This is a genomic window from Bremerella sp. P1 (genome assembly GCF_028748185.1).
GTDB lineage: Bacteria > Planctomycetota > Planctomycetia > Pirellulales > Pirellulaceae > Bremerella.
In genome coordinates, this window is sequence record NZ_CP118164.1 from 6,459,376 (window position 1) to 6,476,419 (window position 17,044).

At 54.3% G+C, this 17,044-nt stretch carries 11 protein-coding genes; 6 read left to right on the forward strand and 5 right to left on the reverse strand.

Translation table 11 applies throughout. The features are described 5' to 3' along the window. Positions 1–33: 33 nt before the first annotated feature. Positions 34–270 carry a hypothetical protein gene (locus tag PSR63_RS26160; protein ID WP_274329001.1) on the reverse strand — a complete coding sequence of 79 codons (237 nt, stop codon included), beginning with the start codon at positions 268–270 and terminating at the stop codon, positions 34–36. A gap of 287 nt (positions 271–557) precedes the next feature. On the opposite strand from PSR63_RS26160, the gene PSR63_RS26165 reads away from it, so the two are divergent. Next, positions 558–1,994, forward strand: a complete 1,437-nt coding sequence (locus tag PSR63_RS26165; protein ID WP_274329003.1) for a sulfatase — start codon at positions 558–560, stop codon at positions 1,992–1,994. On the opposite strand, the gene PSR63_RS26170 is transcribed toward PSR63_RS26165, so the two are convergent. After that, the gene (locus tag PSR63_RS26170) at positions 1,991–2,761 is read right to left on the reverse strand and encodes a GntR family transcriptional regulator (RefSeq protein ID WP_274329005.1); all 771 of its coding nucleotides are present in this window, start codon (positions 2,759–2,761) and stop codon (positions 1,991–1,993) included. The two genes, PSR63_RS26165 and PSR63_RS26170, sit on opposite strands and share 4 nt — an antisense overlap. A 361-nt stretch (positions 2,762–3,122) precedes the next feature. Between PSR63_RS26170 and PSR63_RS26175 the strand changes: the two genes are divergently transcribed. The 5 genes from PSR63_RS26175 (at position 3,123) to PSR63_RS26195 (ending at position 11,579) form a co-directional block, all read left to right on the forward strand. Next, the gene (locus PSR63_RS26175; protein ID WP_274329007.1) at positions 3,123–4,670 is read left to right on the forward strand and encodes a sodium:solute symporter; all 1,548 of its coding nucleotides are present in this window, start codon (positions 3,123–3,125) and stop codon (positions 4,668–4,670) included. Positions 4,671–4,723: 53 nt separating this feature from the next. Further along, positions 4,724–5,647, forward strand: coding sequence for a dihydrodipicolinate synthase family protein (locus tag PSR63_RS26180; protein WP_274329009.1), 924 nt, complete (start codon positions 4,724–4,726; stop codon positions 5,645–5,647). Between the two features lie 4 nt (positions 5,648–5,651). Next, entirely contained in the window at positions 5,652–7,286 is a 1,635-nt protein-coding gene (locus PSR63_RS26185; RefSeq protein WP_274329011.1) for a fucose isomerase, read from the forward strand. Between the two features lie 4 nt (positions 7,287–7,290). Beyond that, a complete protein-coding gene (locus PSR63_RS26190) occupies positions 7,291–8,958 on the forward strand; it encodes an FGGY-family carbohydrate kinase (protein WP_274329013.1) in 1,668 nt (555 codons plus the stop codon). A 122-nt stretch (positions 8,959–9,080) separates the two neighbouring features. Further along, a complete protein-coding gene (locus PSR63_RS26195) occupies positions 9,081–11,579 on the forward strand; it encodes an FAD-dependent oxidoreductase (protein ID WP_274329015.1) in 2,499 nt (832 codons plus the stop codon). A 28-nt stretch (positions 11,580–11,607) separates the two neighbouring features. Here the strand turns inward: PSR63_RS26195 and PSR63_RS26200 are convergent, their stop codons facing one another. The 3 genes from PSR63_RS26200 to PSR63_RS26210 all read right to left on the reverse strand — a co-directional run bounded on the left by PSR63_RS26200 (position 11,608) and on the right by PSR63_RS26210 (position 16,970). Next, on the reverse strand, positions 11,608–13,077 hold the full coding sequence (locus PSR63_RS26200; RefSeq protein WP_274329017.1) for a DUF1501 domain-containing protein: 1,470 nt from the start codon (positions 13,075–13,077) through the stop codon (positions 11,608–11,610). Next, complete coding sequence (locus tag PSR63_RS26205) at positions 13,074–16,127, reverse strand: PSD1 and planctomycete cytochrome C domain-containing protein (RefSeq protein WP_274329019.1); 3,054 nt, start codon at positions 16,125–16,127, stop codon at positions 13,074–13,076. Before PSR63_RS26205 ends, PSR63_RS26200 begins: the two co-directional genes overlap by 4 nt. A 213-nt stretch (positions 16,128–16,340) precedes the next feature. Then, entirely contained in the window at positions 16,341–16,970 is a 630-nt protein-coding gene (locus PSR63_RS26210) for a hypothetical protein (RefSeq protein ID WP_274329021.1), read from the reverse strand. Positions 16,971–17,044 lie beyond the last annotated feature (74 nt).

Consider the following 17,044-nt stretch of genomic DNA (forward strand, 5'->3'; position numbering starts at 1 on the left):
GGGGAGGGAAATTGAAATTCAATCTTGATGATGTTACCGCGAAACCGTGAGAAGAAACTGTGGCTTATCTCCTTGAGTCTCGACCACTGCTTCCAACATGGCGGAATCTTCAGGCAAGTCAACTTCTGTCATCAGCGAACCGAAAAGTGGGCGACCTTCTTCCACTTCCATTTCACGGCCTTGGTAGGAAACCCCGTCGAAGGCACGAAGTTCGACACGGTGCGGACCACCAACGACGTTTCGACCCGAGTAGGGCGTAAAGATGGGCACCCCCTATGGATTAGGCCTTTCATCATACGTGTCTAATCGATCCGCCAGAACCGTCGGGAGTAACAAGGCAATAAGAACACCATTTGACCCCAGCTGTAATCTGAGGCGATAATAGCATCCCGCTGGGATCCCAGGCTATTGCATACTTGAAAAGAAATCAAGTATTTATTTGGCGCTGACCAGAACGCTCGACAAATTAGGGGTTTCGTCGAAGGAAATGGTTGAGATGCAATACGTTCGATTTTTCCCCAGCGGCTTAAAAACCATAGCCACGCCAGGTAGGCCCCATGAAGTACCTTCAATTTCAGACACTCTTGATTGCCTTCCTGGCGCCCATTTGTTGGACCAACTTTGCCATCGCAGAGGAAACTCGACCGAACTTTGTCTTCATCCTCGCTGATGACTTGGCATGGTCTGATCTCGGTTGTTATGGCCATTCTTGGCATCGAACGCCGAACATCGATCAATTAGCCCAAGGAGGAACACGCTTCACCAGCGCCTACGCTTCGGCGCCCATTTGTTCGGCATCGCGAGCGAGCCTTCTAACTGGTAAGACAACCGCGAGTCTCGGTTTCGAATTCGTGACCAAAGGGGCACCTGGCAGGCAAAACGTTGACGCACCGACGGTGCTTATTGCCCCGCCTCTGACACTTAATCTTCCGCTTTCCGAACGCACCATCGCCGAGCGGCTGTCAGATCTAGGATACGAAACGGCCTTCTTTGGAAAGTGGCATCTAAACCAACACCACGGGCGGTACCTGGGATGGAGCCCTACGCATGGCCCTAAGCAGCAAGGCTTTCAAGTCGCCGAAGAGGACTTTGGTGCGCACCCTTACTCGTGGGGCCGCAAGCCGCCTGCCGATGTGGTTAAAGAGGGTGACTTTGTCGACGACTCGATGGTGGATCGAGTATGCCGATACATTCGCCAACCACACGATCGTCCCTACTTCGTCATGGCTTCCTCATTCTACGTGCATACGCCTGTCAGAACACCACTGAAATGGTTGACCGATCACTACGAGAAGACGATTCCTGCAGACGCCAAGAACCGAGCCAACCGCGTCAAGTACGCGGCATTCTTAGAAACCCTCGATCACCATGTAGGCCAGATCCTGCAATCCATAGAGGCAAGTGGCCAATCCGACGAGACGCTTGTCGTTTTCTTCTCCGACAACGGTGGCCATCCAGAGTACACAGCCAATGCGCCTTTGCGTGGATCGAAGTGGAACCTGTACGAAGGAGGGATCCGTGTGCCGATGATCGTGCGTTGGCCCGGTCATGCAGAGCCTGGTTCAGAAAATGACTCTCCGACCGCCGGATATGATCTACTATCGACATTCGTCCAGGCAGCGGATGGCGATATCGAAGACGTCGACGGGCAGGCAATCACGTTAAGTGCCGATTCCGATCCAGCTGATCAGCGAGACCTCATTTGGCACTTTCCTTATTACCATCCCGAAAGCGGCTATGGTAAGGCGAAAACGACGATCGGCGTTGATGATTTCGCCGTCAGCAAAACGAAACCGCAGTCAGCAATTCGTCGAGGCAACTACAAGCTAATTTGGTTTGCCGAAGACAATCATGCTGAATTGTACGATCTTTCGCGTGATCTGTCGGAACAAATCGACCTTAGCGAAGTCGCACCGGCGAAGGCAGCCGAGTTGACCAAGGCGTTGCATCAATATCTGCAAGAGCACCATGCTCGAATGGCAACTCCGCGTTAAGTCTCGCCCGCTTCAATTTGATTGATTTCTTCGAGCAAGTCCTGCGGAAGGGCAAGCGGCAGAGCATTTCGAGCGTCTCCCATTGCCTGGCGACGATCGAACGATTCAAGCGCAAGGCGGCGGCTTTCGCGAATATGTTCCCGCATCCAAGAACGAGCTAAATCCCCATTCGCACGCTTAAGCGCTCGTAGTATGCGACGATGGTAGCGATAGACGCTTGTCACAATCTTCAGGTCGTGCGTTTCGCGCTGCGCTGTGAAGATCCTCGACAGTACCCGCAGGTCGGAAACAATCTTCATCATCCGGCGGTTGCCACTGGCGCGCAAGATCACCATGTGAAAACCCATGTCCGCCGCCAGGAACTTTTGCATAAGCTCCGGACTGAGCATCTTCTCTTTGGTGTCCCGCAGTTCTCGACCAACGAGCAAGATCTTATTGCACAATAACGACAGAATCTGGGTGTCTTCACTACTCAGATGCCCGGCAATCAACTCCGCGGCATGACTTTCCAAGGCCTCGCGAACTTCGTAGAGCTCAGCCATTTCCGAACGATCCAAGGAATGAACAATCGTCCCGAACCGGGGGACCTGTCGCACGAGCCCCTCGACTTCCAACTGCCGAATCGCCTCGCGAATCGGCATTCGACTCATGCCGATTTCTTTCGCCAGCGCAAGTTCGGAAATTTGCGTTCCGGCCGGTAAGTCGCCGGACAAGATTCGCTGCTGGATATATTGGTACGCTTGCTTGCGTCGCGGAATCTTTTCCATAAGTTCCAAGTGAGAAAAGGACCCAGTAACCGCTTAGAATACATGCACCTGGAAAACCAGCTAAATTGGTTATCCAAAACACATTCTAACAAAACACGGACTCATCCGCATGACACGCACTTTTCGGGCGACTTCGGACAATCGAGTCACATTCGATCAATAAACTGCCTGAAAATGCAGGCAATCAGTGCCTTGCTGAAGAAACGAAGGGGATTTGACTAATGCCGCCGACGCGCTCGCAGCACGAAAGGACTTGCATCACAGTCTCAGGACGTTCATACTCTGGGATACCAGTGGTATTCCAGTAGATTCTGGCCCATGCTGCTCGTAAACCTCTCTGCATTTGAACGAGGCTCTTCCTGTGCACCAATTTGCCGTCGCCGATATCGTTGTGCTCGTGACTTACCTTCTCGGGGTAGTAGGGCTCGGCGTCTGGTTCTTCCGCAAAAGCCGCAATCCCGAAGGCTACATGGCCGCCAGCCGTTCGATGCCAGGCTGGGTCGTCGGACTTTCAATATTCGGTACGTACGTTAGTAGCATCAGCTTTCTAGCACTACCAGGCAAGGCGTTTTCCAGCGACTGGAATGCGCTCGCATTTAGCTTTTCCCTGCCGCTGGCGGCATGGGTCGCCACCATCTGGTTCGTCCCCTATTATCGCGAAGGAGATGCGGTTTCTGCCTACCAACACCTGGAACAACGCTTCGGCGTTTGGGCTCGAACCTATGCGGCAACTTGCTATCTCCTGACCCAAGTCGCACGGATGGGCTCGGTGATGTACCTCTTGGCGCTTCCGCTTCATCAACTTTTGGGCTGGAATGTACCAGCACTGATCCTGGTAACAGGCGGTCTTACGACGCTCTACACGCTCCTTGGTGGAATCGAAGGGGTCATCTGGACTGATGCCTTGCAAAGCATCGTGTTGGCAACTGGCGCAGTGGCATGTGCCATTATCCTTCCCATGACGATGCCGGACGGAGCGTCGCAGATGCTCGAGATCGCAACGAACCACGACAAGTTCAGCCTCGGCTCCATGGGCTTCAGTCTTTCTCAGCCGACCTTCTGGGTCGTGTTGATCTACGGGATGTTTATTAATCTGCAGAACTTTGGCATCGATCAAAGTTACGTTCAGCGTTACATCGCCGCAAAATCGGACGCGGATGCACGAAAGTCGGTCTGGATCGGGGCACTCGTATACGTTCCTATCTCGATCATCTTCTTATGGATCGGAACGGCGCTGTTCTCCTACTACTACGTTCAACCAGACCTTCTGCCTGAATCCCTTCAAGCAGAAATCGCCGAAGGCAAGGGAGACGGTGTCTTTCCCTATTTCATTGTTGATGGACTTCCCACCGGTGTCTCAGGGCTTCTCGTCGCCGCCATCTTTGCTGCGGCCATGAGCACGCTTTCAACAAGCCTGAATGGGGCGGCAACGTTGACGCTGACAGACTACTATCGCCGCTTCATTCGCCCGCATGCCAGCGAGCGTGAATCGATGGTAGTCCTCTACGTTAGTACAATGGCATGGGGCGTGATCGGCACGACGACTGCAATTGCCATGATCGAGGTTCAAAGCATTCTCGATGCGTGGTGGCAACTGGCGGGAATCTTCAGTGGAGGCATGCTTGGTTTATTCCTGCTGGGAATGCTCTCGCGAAAAGCTGGGAACGCGGCCGCTGTCGTGGGGGTAATACTCGGTGTGGCCGTCATTTTATGGATGACCCTTTCCCGTACCGAAATATGGCCCGATGGCTGGGTCACCATCGCAAGTCCCTTCAACAACTACTTAGTCATTGTCTTCGGAACGCTTACGATACTGTTAGTCGGCTGGTTATTGGCACACGTCTTTGCACGTGCCGTAGCCAAAGATGCGACTGGCGATACCGATACGGCTTCCGATGAACAAACCTGAACACGAGCCCCACGCTTGCGACCGAGAACTCTATTCCTCAAGGTAACGACCTAGTGAATTCGCCCAACGAACCGTTTCACGGAATCATTCCACCACTCGTAACACCATTAATGGGGCGAGATGAACTGGATCATGATGGCTTGGCACGCGTGATCGAGCATACGATCGATGGCGGCGTACATGGGCTATTCATTCTCGGTAGTACTGGTGAAGCCCCGAGTCTAAGTTACCGGTTACGCCGAGAACTAATCGATGCCGCGTGTCAGCACGTCGACGGCCGCGTTCCTGTGCTGGTCGGCATCACCGATACGGCATTCGTGGAGTCTGTTGCGCTGGCGCAACATGCTGCCGAGGCAGGGGCAGCTGCGGTTGTCCTGACGACTCCTTATTACTTCCCAGCGGGGCAAACCGAACTGATCAGCTACGTTCGCAACATCACGCCTGAGCTTCCCTTGCCGCTGATGCTTTACAACATGCCGCAGCTCACCAAGGTGTGGTTCGAGATCGAAACACTCAAGCAACTTGCTGACCTGGACGGAATTGTGGGGCTCAAAGATAGCAGCGGTGACATGGCGTACTTCGAAGACGCCGCGAAGCTTAAAGCCATCCGTCCCGACTGGTCGGTCATGATCGGTCCGGAAGCAAAGCTGCCAGAAGCCATGGCCCTGGGAGGCGATGGCGGGGTCGCAGGCGGAGCCAATGTCCTGCCCCGGCTGTTCGTCGAATGTTACGAAGCAAAGCTTGCCAATGACGACGTCAAACTGGCAGAATTACACGATCGCATTAACGATTTTCAGCGCATTTACGAAATCGGCAAATACGCCTCAAAATACATCAAGGCGACCAAGTGTTGCCTTTCGTTGATGGGAATTTGCAACGACTTCATGGCCGAACCTTTTCATAGTTTTCGCACGCCCCAGCGTTTACAAGTTGCTGAGATCTTGAATCAGCTCGATATCCCTGTCACCCAAAGCTAAGCTCATGCCTACCCAGCAGCCCCCCGTGCAATTGGTCGCCAGTGGCGACTCTCGTCTATCCGCAAATCAGAAGTGTTGGCCTGCTCAAAAAGCTCTCGAAGAAGCGCTGCAAGCCGCGATCGAGAAACTTGGCTACCGTCTCCAGCGTGCTCACCAGGTGACGGAAGAGGGACATGGCTTCATCGATAGCCAGAAACGCGGTATGGAAGTGTTTCGTACCATTGATCCCGACGCGCCACTAATCGTCGCGGAAGCTGTCTGGCAGTATTCTCATCATGTGTTGGCGGGACTTCTCAGCCATCGTGGTCCGATCCTGACCCTCGCCAACTGGTCTGGACAGTGGCCAGGTCTGGTAGGAATGCTGAACCTCAACGGTTCATTGACGAAGGCCGGAGCCGAATACTCCACGCTCTGGAGTGAAGCTTTCACCGACGACTTCTTCCTCGGCCATCTGAAAACATGGCTGGAAACCGGTCAGGTTCACCATACGACGGAACATGTCGCCACGCTCGCGCCTGAATGGATTCCCCAATCGGCTAACGAAACGGGAAAGCGACTAGCCGACGAGTTGCGGCAACAGAAGGCCATCATGGGAGTCTTCGACGAAGGTTGCATGGGGATGTTTAACGCAATCATCCCAGACCATCTTCTGCACCCACTGGGTGTCTTTAAGGAACGTTTGAGCCAGTCTGCACTTTTTGCCGAAATGCAAGAGGTAAGCCACGCGGACGCCGAGAAGGCATTTCATTGGTTCCAAGAAGAAGGGATGCAGTTTCATTTCGGAGAGGACGACGCCGAAGAACTAACGCCCAACCAAGTACTTGAACAATGCCGAATGTACGTTGCGGCTGTTCGACTGGCCGATCATTTTGGCTGTGAAACGATCGGCATTCAGTATCAACAAGGTCTCAAGGATCTGACGCCTGCCAGTGACTTGGTCGAAGGAACCCTCAACAGCACGAGCCGCCCTCCGGTGTTTGACCGCGAGGGATCGAAGGAACTATTCGCCGGGCAGGCGATTCCTCACTTTAATGAAGTCGACGAATGTGCCGGCCTTGATGCAGTCATGATCAATCGCATTCATCGGGCTCTGAATCAACCGGTAGAGACAACGCTCCATGATCTTCGCTGGGGATGCCTCGATGAGTCTGGGACCACGAACGAATACGTCTGGGTCTTTGAAATCTCGGGGTCTGCGCCTGCCGAACACCTTGGCGGATGGGAACAGTGCCACGGCTACCGCCAGCCTGCGATGTATTTCCCCAAAGGCGGATCAACGCTGTCTGGCGTTTCTCGTCCCGGTGAAATCGTCTGGTCGCGTATTTACGTTGCCAACAATGCTCTTCACATGGATCTCGGTCGTGGCGAGTCGATCACCCTTCCTCCCGCAGAAACGAAACGACGCCTGGAGGCCACAACCTCTGTTTGGCCGATTATGCACGGCGTCACGTATGGCGTTTCCCGCGACCAAATGATGGCCAAGCACAAGGCCAACCACGTCCAGGTAGCCTATGCCCACGATGCCGCGGCAGCGGACGAAGCATTCTGGACTCGCGCCGCCATGGCCATGGCTTTGGGTATCCAGGTCAACCTTTGCGGTACGAAGAAGGATGGCTCTCGCTGGGATCAAAAGGGATAACCACATGAACGACAGCCATTTCATTGGGGTAGACGTCGGTACCGGCAGCGCTCGAGTTGGTGTTTTCGATGGCCACGGCGTGATGCTTGCTTCGGCCGTGCATCCCATCGAGACGTTCCGCCCGAAGGCCCACTTCGTGGAACAGTCTTCCACGAACATCTGGCAGGCCGTCTGCAAGTGTGTTCGTGAAGCCATCGCTACAGCAGAGATCGATGCCGCTACGGTCCGTGGCATTGGTTTCGATGCAACGTGTTCACTCGTTGCCACTGACGACAAGGGTCAACCGGTCACCGTAAGCCCCGATGGCAACGACGATCAGAACGTGATCGTCTGGATGGACCACCGCGCCACCGCTCAGGCCGCACGAATCAATGAAGGGGAATACGACGTTTTAAAGTATGTCGGCAACGTTATCTCGCCTGAGATGGAAACCCCGAAGCTTCTTTGGCTCAAAGAGAATCTTCCGCAAACGTGGCAGCGGGCGACGAAGTTCTTCGATCTCCCAGATTACCTGACCTATCGTGCCACCGGAGACGAAACGCGTTCGCTTTGTAGCACCGTTTGCAAGTGGACGTACCTGGGGCACGAGAATTCAGGCGAGGAAACCGGCCGCTGGGATGCCAAGTACTTTGAATCTATTGGTCTGGGTGACTTGGCTGAGGAGAACTTCGCCCGCATTGGAACGAAGGTTCGTCCGATGGGGGAAGCGGTGGGGAGTGGACTCTTGCATGAAGCTGCCGTGGAACTAGGCCTGAGTGAAGGCACGGCAGTTGGCGTTTCTATCATCGATGCCCATGCGGGCGGTATTGGGATGATTGGAGCCACGCTCGAAGGCTGCTCGCCGGATGCCGAGGAATTGGGTCGTCGCCTCGCACTGATCGGTGGTACCTCAAGTTGTCACATGGCGGCTTCGCAGGACGCACGATTCATTCAAGGGATCTGGGGACCTTACTTTTCGGCCATGATCCCAGGCATGTGGCTCACTGAAGGAGGCCAGTCAGCAACTGGAGCCCTGATCGACTTTGTGATCGACAGTCATCAAGCTAAGCCTGAATTAGATCAACTTGCCGATGCTGCCAACAAAAGCATTTACGAGGTGCTGAACGAACGACTGGAAGTCCTATCGAAAGATCGCAAAGTCCCCGCCTCACTCACCCGTGAACTCCATGTGTGCCCTTACTTTCACGGCAACCGATCTCCATGGGCGGACCCAACGCTGCGTGGCATGGTGACCGGACACTCACTTTCCGCATCTTTGGACGATCTGACCATACTTTACCTCGCCACGATTCAGGCAGTCGCCTACGGAACTCGACATATCATCGAAGTCATGAACGGCGCCGGCTATCGCATCGACACGATTTTTGCTTGTGGCGGCGGTACGAAGAACCCGGTATTTCTTCGCGAGCACGCCGATATCACCGGTTGCCGTGTCGTTTTACCCAAGGAGCCCGAGTCTGTCCTGCTGGGAAGTGCGATGTTAGGAGCCGTGGCCTCTGGCGAAAAGAGCGATTTGCTTGATGCTATGGCCACCATGAGTGCCGCGGAAACGGTTCTCGAGCCGGCAAAAGGGCCAACGACACAATATCATCAATCAAAGTACGCCGTGTTTCAGCGGCTCCATGATGATCAGTTGGCGTATCGAGACTTGATGACCAAGCACTTCTCATAAAGTTTATTTGTGGGCGGGCGTGACGACTCTTATGATAAAGGTCTTCATGCAACCCATCCCAACCCGCCTCGCGAATCCGCTAGAGCCGGTTGCTTTCGTACATCCCTACGGAGCACCCATCCATGACGCACTCCCTTCTGCGATCTTGTTTTCTCGTTCTCTCTCTCGTTGTCCTGATCCCAACTTTGCACGCTCAGGAAGAAGTTGAAGCCGACCTGTTGGTGGTTGGTGGAACCGAATCAGGATGCGCGGCGGCCGTTCAAGCGGCTCGCATGGGTGTCAAGCGAATCGTACTCGTCAATGATATTGAATGGCTCGGTGGGCAATTTAGCGCCGAGGCACTGGGAGCGATCGATGAGAACCGTGGACACGGATACAACGGCAAAGTTCCCATTCCTCGTAGCGGAATTTTTCGAGACGTCATTGATGCCATAGAAACAAAGAACGCCGAACTGTACGGCGGCGTTCGACGACCAGGCAACACGCGAGTTATTACGACCAGTCGTCCCGTCGTTTCCGAGCAAGTCTTCCGAGAGCTGCTAGCTCCCTATGAAGCTGCCGGCCAGATTCAACGCTACTCCAATTACGCGGTTGAATCGGTACTGACGGACAATGCTCGTGTGCATGGCGTTGTCTTCCGATCAACCGATGGAAAACCCAATCTGACTGTAAATGCCAAAATGACAATCGACGCCAGTGACTGGGGAGATGTCATTCAGAAGTCTGGGGCAGGGTGGGATGTTGGTATCGACGCCCGCCGCGAATACAACGAACCCAGCGCTCCCGAATCGGGAGAACCCAAGACAGACGTTAATCCAATCACGTGGTGCCTGATCGTCGAAGAGAATGAAGAGGACAGCTTAATCCCCCAACCTGAAGGCTACGACGAACGCTACTTTACGGGCCAATGGGGATGGATCGACGAGAAGTTTGCCTACACCACGCGCAGGCTTGTCGATGGTCATGGCTATGACCAAATCGATCACCCGGATGTCTTGCTCCTCAACACACCCCCGATTGATTACCCGTTGGATGTCTTTACTGCGGATGTCGCCAAGGCTTTGGAACAAACGGAACAGGGAGCATCTCAAAAACCATTGGCAGCCATGACGCCAGCTCAGCGGTCGATCGTTTTCGCGGATGCTCAGAATCACTCGCTCAAGTTCCTCTACTACCTGCAGCAAAAGTTTCCCAAGTTTCGGAAGATGGGGCTCAGCCCTGAATTCGGCACGGCGAATCATTTGCCGCCGAAACCGTACATCCGCGAGAGTATCCGACTTAGGGCCGAGCATGTCATCACGGAACAAGAAGTCCTGGGCTTCGAAGCACGGTCGAACTATGCCACGACCATGTTTCCTGATGCAGTCTTTTCGTGGCAGTTCGAGCTCGACTTTCATCCGACCAAGCGATCGTGGCGTACCGATCAGCTCGATAAGGGGCCTTGGGAGGCAAGCTTTCGTGGCAATCGTCGCTTTGGCCGTGAAGGTACCGGCCGGGCAGTCTTTCCCTTGCGAGCTTTAGTTCCTACAGGCATGGATGGCTTGCTGGGGGCTCAAAAGAATCTGGGCTACACCAGCATTGTCAGTTCTTCCTGTCGCTTGCACGATCAATCGATTCATGCTGGTCAGGCCAGTGGAGCAGTCGCCGCGGTTTCCATTCGGAATGACATTAGTCCTTCCCAGCTTCATAAACAACGAAAGCATCTCGCCGAGATCTGGGATGGTTTGCTCGACGCCGAAGACGGAGCCCCACTAGCCATCTGGCCTTTTGCCGATGTCGACCCGTTTGAGCCTGGGTTTGCGGCGATTCAACAACTGGCCCTACGACGAGTCCTAGAGCTGGGAGCCTCGGACACTTCATTCGAAGCTAACAAGCCCACCACGGATAGCTGGTACGCACAGATCTTGTCCAATGCCACCCGGCAAGGTTACGACGTCGCGGCTTTGAACGACATGTCGATTCCACCAACTCGTCGCGAGGCGGCCCAACAAATCTGGACGGTTCTGGCAAAGCAAACGACACCCAATTGGAAGCGACTCGATCCCACCGATGCCGATGCGGACGGATTGCCAGACGAGAAAGACCCTCTGCCATACACGCCAGGCAGCAAGTCCTGGAAGCCAGACCCGACTCGCGATGGCATTCCGGATCGTGCAGCACCATTCGGTGCCGGCGCGATCGCGATCAACTTTACCGCGGGTAGCAGTCCTGATGTCCCTGGTTTTCAGAAAGATGTGGGCAAGCCGTTTCAAACTAAGACTGGTTACGGATGGGCGCAAGATCTATCAAAAAACATCCGTGATCGCGGAGCCCATGACAAACCGCTGGCCAGCGCATTTGTCTTTACACGGAGGGAAGATGTGTGGGAATACACTTTGCCAGCAGGCCAGTACCGCGTTACGGTCTGCCTCGGAGACGCGGGGCATGAACAGGTTGGCCAGAACCTTCAGGTCGAGGGAAAAGTGATCGCCGAGCATCTAGACACGCAATCCGGAAGTTTTGCTGAGCTTGTCACCGATGTCACGATTGAAGACGGGCGATTAACCCTGACGTTGGGAACGCCTAAAGGCGGGAGCAATACGTGCATCAATTGGCTGATAGTTGAACCCATCACGCAGTAGCCTGCGTCCGCCCGGCATCCGTTCGTTACTACGCCAGGATGGGTTTGATCAAGTGTCCATGAACATCGGTCAGTCGGAAATCACGTCCTTGGAACCGATAGGTGAACCGTTCGTGATCAATGCCTAGCAGATGTAGGATGGTCGCCTGCAAATCATGGACATGCACAGGATCAACGACGGCATTGTGTCCAAACTCATCGGACTCGCCGTGAGAAAACCCTGGCTTAATGCCCCCACCAGCCATCCACAACGAGAACGCATACGGATGATGGTCACGACCCCAAGTTTTCGTTTCGGATATCGCGCCTTGCAGGAATGGGGTCCGGCCAAATTCACCGCCCCAGATGATCAGCGTATCGTCTAGCAACCCGCGTTGTTGGAGGTCTTTGACGAGCGCCGCGCTGGGGGCATCGGTATCGGTAGACTGAATTTTCAATTGCGTGTTGAGATTTCGGTGTTGATCCCAGCCTGCGTGCATTAACTGAATGAAGCGGACACCACGCTCGGCGAGTCTTCGCGCCATCAGGCAGTTGTACGCATACGATCCTTTCCGCTCCACATCAGGGCCATACATATCGAGGATATGTTGCGGCTCTTTCGAGAAATCGGTCAGTTCGGGAACCGATGCCTGCATCTTGTAGGCCATTTCGTACTGCGCGACGCGCGTGGCAATCTCAGGATCGCCAGTTTTCTCCGCGGCAAGCCCGTTCAATTGAGCCAAATCATCTAACAAGCCACGGCGCATTTCCCGGCTGATGCCTGTTGGATTCGAGAGGTACAGTACCGGGTCGCCGGAACCACGGAATTTGACGCCTTGATATTTACTGGGAAGAAATCCGCTTCCCCAGTAAAAGTCGTAGAAAATCTGCCCACACGACGCTTCCTTGTCGCGGCTGGTCATTACCACGAACGCCGGTAATTCCTGAGTCTCGGAGCCAAGACCATAGGTCAGCCAAGCCCCCATACTTGGACGCCCGGCCATCTCGGCCCCTGTGAGAAAGAACGTAATCGCCGGTGCATGATTGACCTGGGTCGTATGCATCGATTTGACAAAGCATAACTGGTCGACAATCTCTGCCGTACGCGGCAAGAAGTCTTCCGCGATCCACGTCCCACTTTGGCCACGCTGGGCGAACTTGGTGATCGGAGCGAGACAAGGACGAGCCGTCTGGCCTCCAGTCATCGTGCTGAATCGCTTGCCTCCCACGACTTCGTCGGGGATCTGCGTCCCATGCATCTCCTGCAACTTCGGCTTGTAGTCAAACAAGTCGACGTGCGATGGCGCCCCGTTTTGAAACAGATAGATAATCCGTTTTACTTTCGCAGGGAAGTGCGGCAAGGAGAATGATTGACCGCCGGTGTCGGCCAGTGAGTCGCCACCTAATAGCGACCCCAGCGCAACACTACCCAGGCCGATTCCGGCGCGGCCCAAAAGTTGGCGCCGCGTCATCACGATCGCATGGTCTTTCTGAGGACTAGCTATGTCGTGGGTACTCATGGTCGATTGAGGACCTCGTCTAAATTCATAAGAGCATTACAAAGCGCGGTGTAGGCGGCCAACTGAACCGCTGGTATCGACTCATCCGGTTTTGATTCACCGATCTTCAGAAGCTGTTGGGCCTTCTCTGGATCACCATTGAATTCCGCTTCGAGCAGTTCAAGCCGGCGCCGAACGATGCCCAGTTCTTCTTCACTTGGTGGCCGAGACAAAAGATACGCGTAAATTGCTTCGATTCGATCGTCTGGCTGTTCGACGTCCTGGATGACCCGAGTTGCCAGACCCCGTGCGGCTTCGACGTAGGCAATATCATTAAGTGTTGTCAGCGCGTGGAGTGGCGTGTTCGTGATCGCTGTCTTGACGGAGCACGTCTGTCGATTTGCCACATCAAAGAACATGGTTGGCCCTACAATGCGGCGCCAGTACACGTAGAGACTACGACGATAGAGTGCGTCTCCATGGTCCTGCTTATACGACTTCTTACCAAACGTCGCCTCGGCCCAGATCCCTTCCGGCTGATACGGTTTGACAGAAGGACCGCCCATCTCAAGCGAAGCCAATCCACTGACGCTCATCGCCTGATCTCGAATCATCCACGATGGAAGCCGGAAGCGATTCTGCCGAGTCAAAAAGACATTCTGCGGGTCATGCTCTCGCAATTCCTGCGTTTGGTCAGCGCTTTGACGGTAGGTCGCGCTGGTAACGATCAGGCGATGCATGGCCTTGACGTCCCATCCGCTCGATTGAAATTCAACCGCGAGCCAATCAAGCAGATCGGGATGCGAAGGGAGCTTTCCTTGCGTACCGAAATCCTCAGGTGTCGTGACCAGACCTTTCCCGAAAAATAATTGCCAATAGCGATTCACAATCACACGCGAGGTCAGCGGGTTATTCGAGTCTACCAACCAATTGGCCAGCGTCAGACGATTGCGTTGGGCATCGCCTGGTAATGCCGGGAGCACCTCGGGCACACCCGCGGTCACCACGTCTCCGATCGGCTTGTTGTATAGTCCCTTCTCGAGAATCCGAGTTTCACGACCTTTACCGAGCGTATCCATGACCATCACTTTGGTCTTATCAAGCGACTCGCGTAGCTTCTTACGATCTGTTTCCGCTTTTTGAATCTGTCGAGCAACTTCTTGATACGTCTGCCCGTTAGCGCCGTTGCCTGGGTAATATTTGCTACGAAATAGTCGACGCAGCTCGTTCGTTTCTTTTGCCGAACGCGTCTCGGCAGGTTTTCTAAGTACCTGCAAGATCTCTGGCGCTGGCGACTCCTTGCCGTCGCCATCGCCGACTGAGAGCCGGACGCGGGCAAGCGTATGAGCAATGTGCTTCGACTCGCACCGCAACACGAAGCGGATTTCCGTACCACCTTCAAACCCGAATGGTTCCTTGGTATTGAAGATAGCCGTATTGCTTTCCTTGCGGCGGAACCCCTCGGTCGCCCAGCCACCCCCGCCGGTTGTTTCTCCGTCGAAAGCGGCTTCGATTGGATGGCTTACTTGGGAATGATCCGCCTTGCCACTCACGATCTTCAAAGGAACTTCGTTCTCATCTGGTGCGTTCAAAGGCCGTACAAACACTTCGAACTCGCTGAGCACGGCGTTGCCATTGTCGGCTCGGCCGGTACTGCCGGCCGGCGAGGCAACATCATCCCGAATTGCTTCCAAACGTATTGCCTTCAGGTTTTGCCGATCCGTTTGGACTACGATCGTGTAGACATCTTGATTAGGGCGAGCACCTTCGGCCCGCAGCGAACCATCTTCCAGTTTGACGAGCTTCGATTGACCACTCGTCTTGAAATCAATCAACGTCGGAATGGTCCATGGCTGAATCGCACGTTGCTCTTCTTCCCAGATAGCCTGGGCCGAGTCCGCGGCGGTGTCATCATGTAACAGCCCCTGGTCGAGACTGGCGATCTGCTGATCGTATTCGCTCAACTTCGCGCGATTCTCTTCACTGATATGGGCGATCGCAGGCGGGACAGCGCCTCCGCGAATTCCGCCTCCTTCCGAAGTCTGATTAAAGAAATCGTACAACGCGAAATACTCGGTATGAGTAATCGGGTCGAATTTATGCGTGTGGCAGCGACAACATGTGTAGGTCAGGCCAAGCCATACGGTGGCTGTCGTTTCCGTTCGATCGAAGACGTTCTCAACGCGGGTCTCCTCCGCAATTCTTCCTCCTTCGCCATTGTGCATATGATTCCGATTAAAGCCGGAAGCGATTATCTGAGCATGCGTGGCATTGGGTCTTTGGTCTCCGGCCAGTTGATCGATTGTGAACTGGTCGAAAGGCATGTTGTCGTTCATGGCCTTCACCACCCAATCTCTCCATGGCCACATCGTGCGTTCCGGGTCGCCCTGGTAACCATTGGTATCTGCATAGCGAGCCGCATCAAGCCACGGCCATGCCATTCGTTCGCCGTAGTGCGGCGACGCTAAGAGTCGATCAACCAACGTTTCGTACGCATCCGGTGAGTCGTCGTTGACAAATGCCTCAACTTCCTCAGGCGTGGGCGGCAAACCAATAAGATCGAGCGTTACGCGACGGATGAGTGTTCGCTTGTCGGCCTCTGGCGAAGGTCTCAGCCCTACTTGTTCCAGGCGAGCCAGTATGAACTGATCGATCGGATTGCGAACCCACTGCGACTTCTCAACACGTGGAAGTTCCGGTCGTTTCGGCGCGACAAACGCCCAATGTGGCGACCAGGGAGCACCTTGTTCAATCCATGTTTTGATGAGGTCTGCCTCTCGCTTTGTCAGATGCGGTTTTTTGGCATCTGGCGGAGGCATCTGGAGCGACTCGTCATTGGTCACAACGCGTAAGAGAAGTTCGCTCTCGTCAGGTTTTCCGGGAACGATCGGGATGCTCCCAGAATCGGCTTCCGCAATAGCACCTTCGCGTACGTCGAGTCGGAATCCGCCGTAGCGTTCCTCTTCGTCCGGACCATGACATTGAAAACAGCGATCCGAAAGAATCGGGCGGATTTGTCGATTGAAATCAATTCGATCTTCAGCCGTCGCTGTCGCGCATAGGAGCGCCACCAGTGGCAAACTATATAAGAGGCGATGCCGCATAACTGAATCGGGCACTTTGAGGTAGGACAAATGAAAGGACACGCTCAGCACACTTGGTATTCAAGCACTTAAGCATATCACAACCATATTAGCAGATCAGGCGATCAATGGCCTACAGAAATCTCATTTTTGTTCTGCCCACTTCCTTTCGCTAGCTATCTACGAAGCGATCGTCCCAGATCAATCGACATCATGAGATGCCTCAGGCAGCATCGACAATGCCCCTATCAAGAAGCAAACGGCACCTTGTAGCGTAAATGCCACCGATAAGGTCATACGCAGTGGATTGGGCTGGCCGGGCAGCCCAATCGCCAGAACTGCCGAGATCATGAAACCAACGCACCCCAGCAGGTTTGTGAAAGTAATACACCAGGACAGGTCTCTCGGTTTCCAAGCCCAATAGGCATGACATACTTCGATCAATGCGAGGTAGCCTGAAAACAGAAAGAGAATGGACCCGATGAAATTGGGAATCCAAACCAGCAGGTCTTGCCCGAACCAAGAGAGGGAAGGGATCATCGCATCAAACGTATTGAAGTTAAACAATACGGTGCCGGCAAACTGCGACGCGCAACTTAACCAACCGATGTCGTGGGGACGCCAGCCGAAGAAGGCTGGCTGGTTGTTTACGGCCTTCGCCTCTGAAGGTAGTGGGTCTGTATTGGCAGCTTGGTACAGCTGCAGGTACGCCGCGAGAGTGAACGGAACGGAGCCGAGAAAGTAAATTACATTCGCCGCAGATGTACCCACATCGAGCAAACAAAGAATGCTCGCGCTGCAGAAAAACACCGCACCGATCGCAAACAACACTCCAATCCACCAGTTCAATTCCTGGGGAAGCCATGCTCCATGCGAGATCAAACGCGAAAGGAGCTTCAACCCTA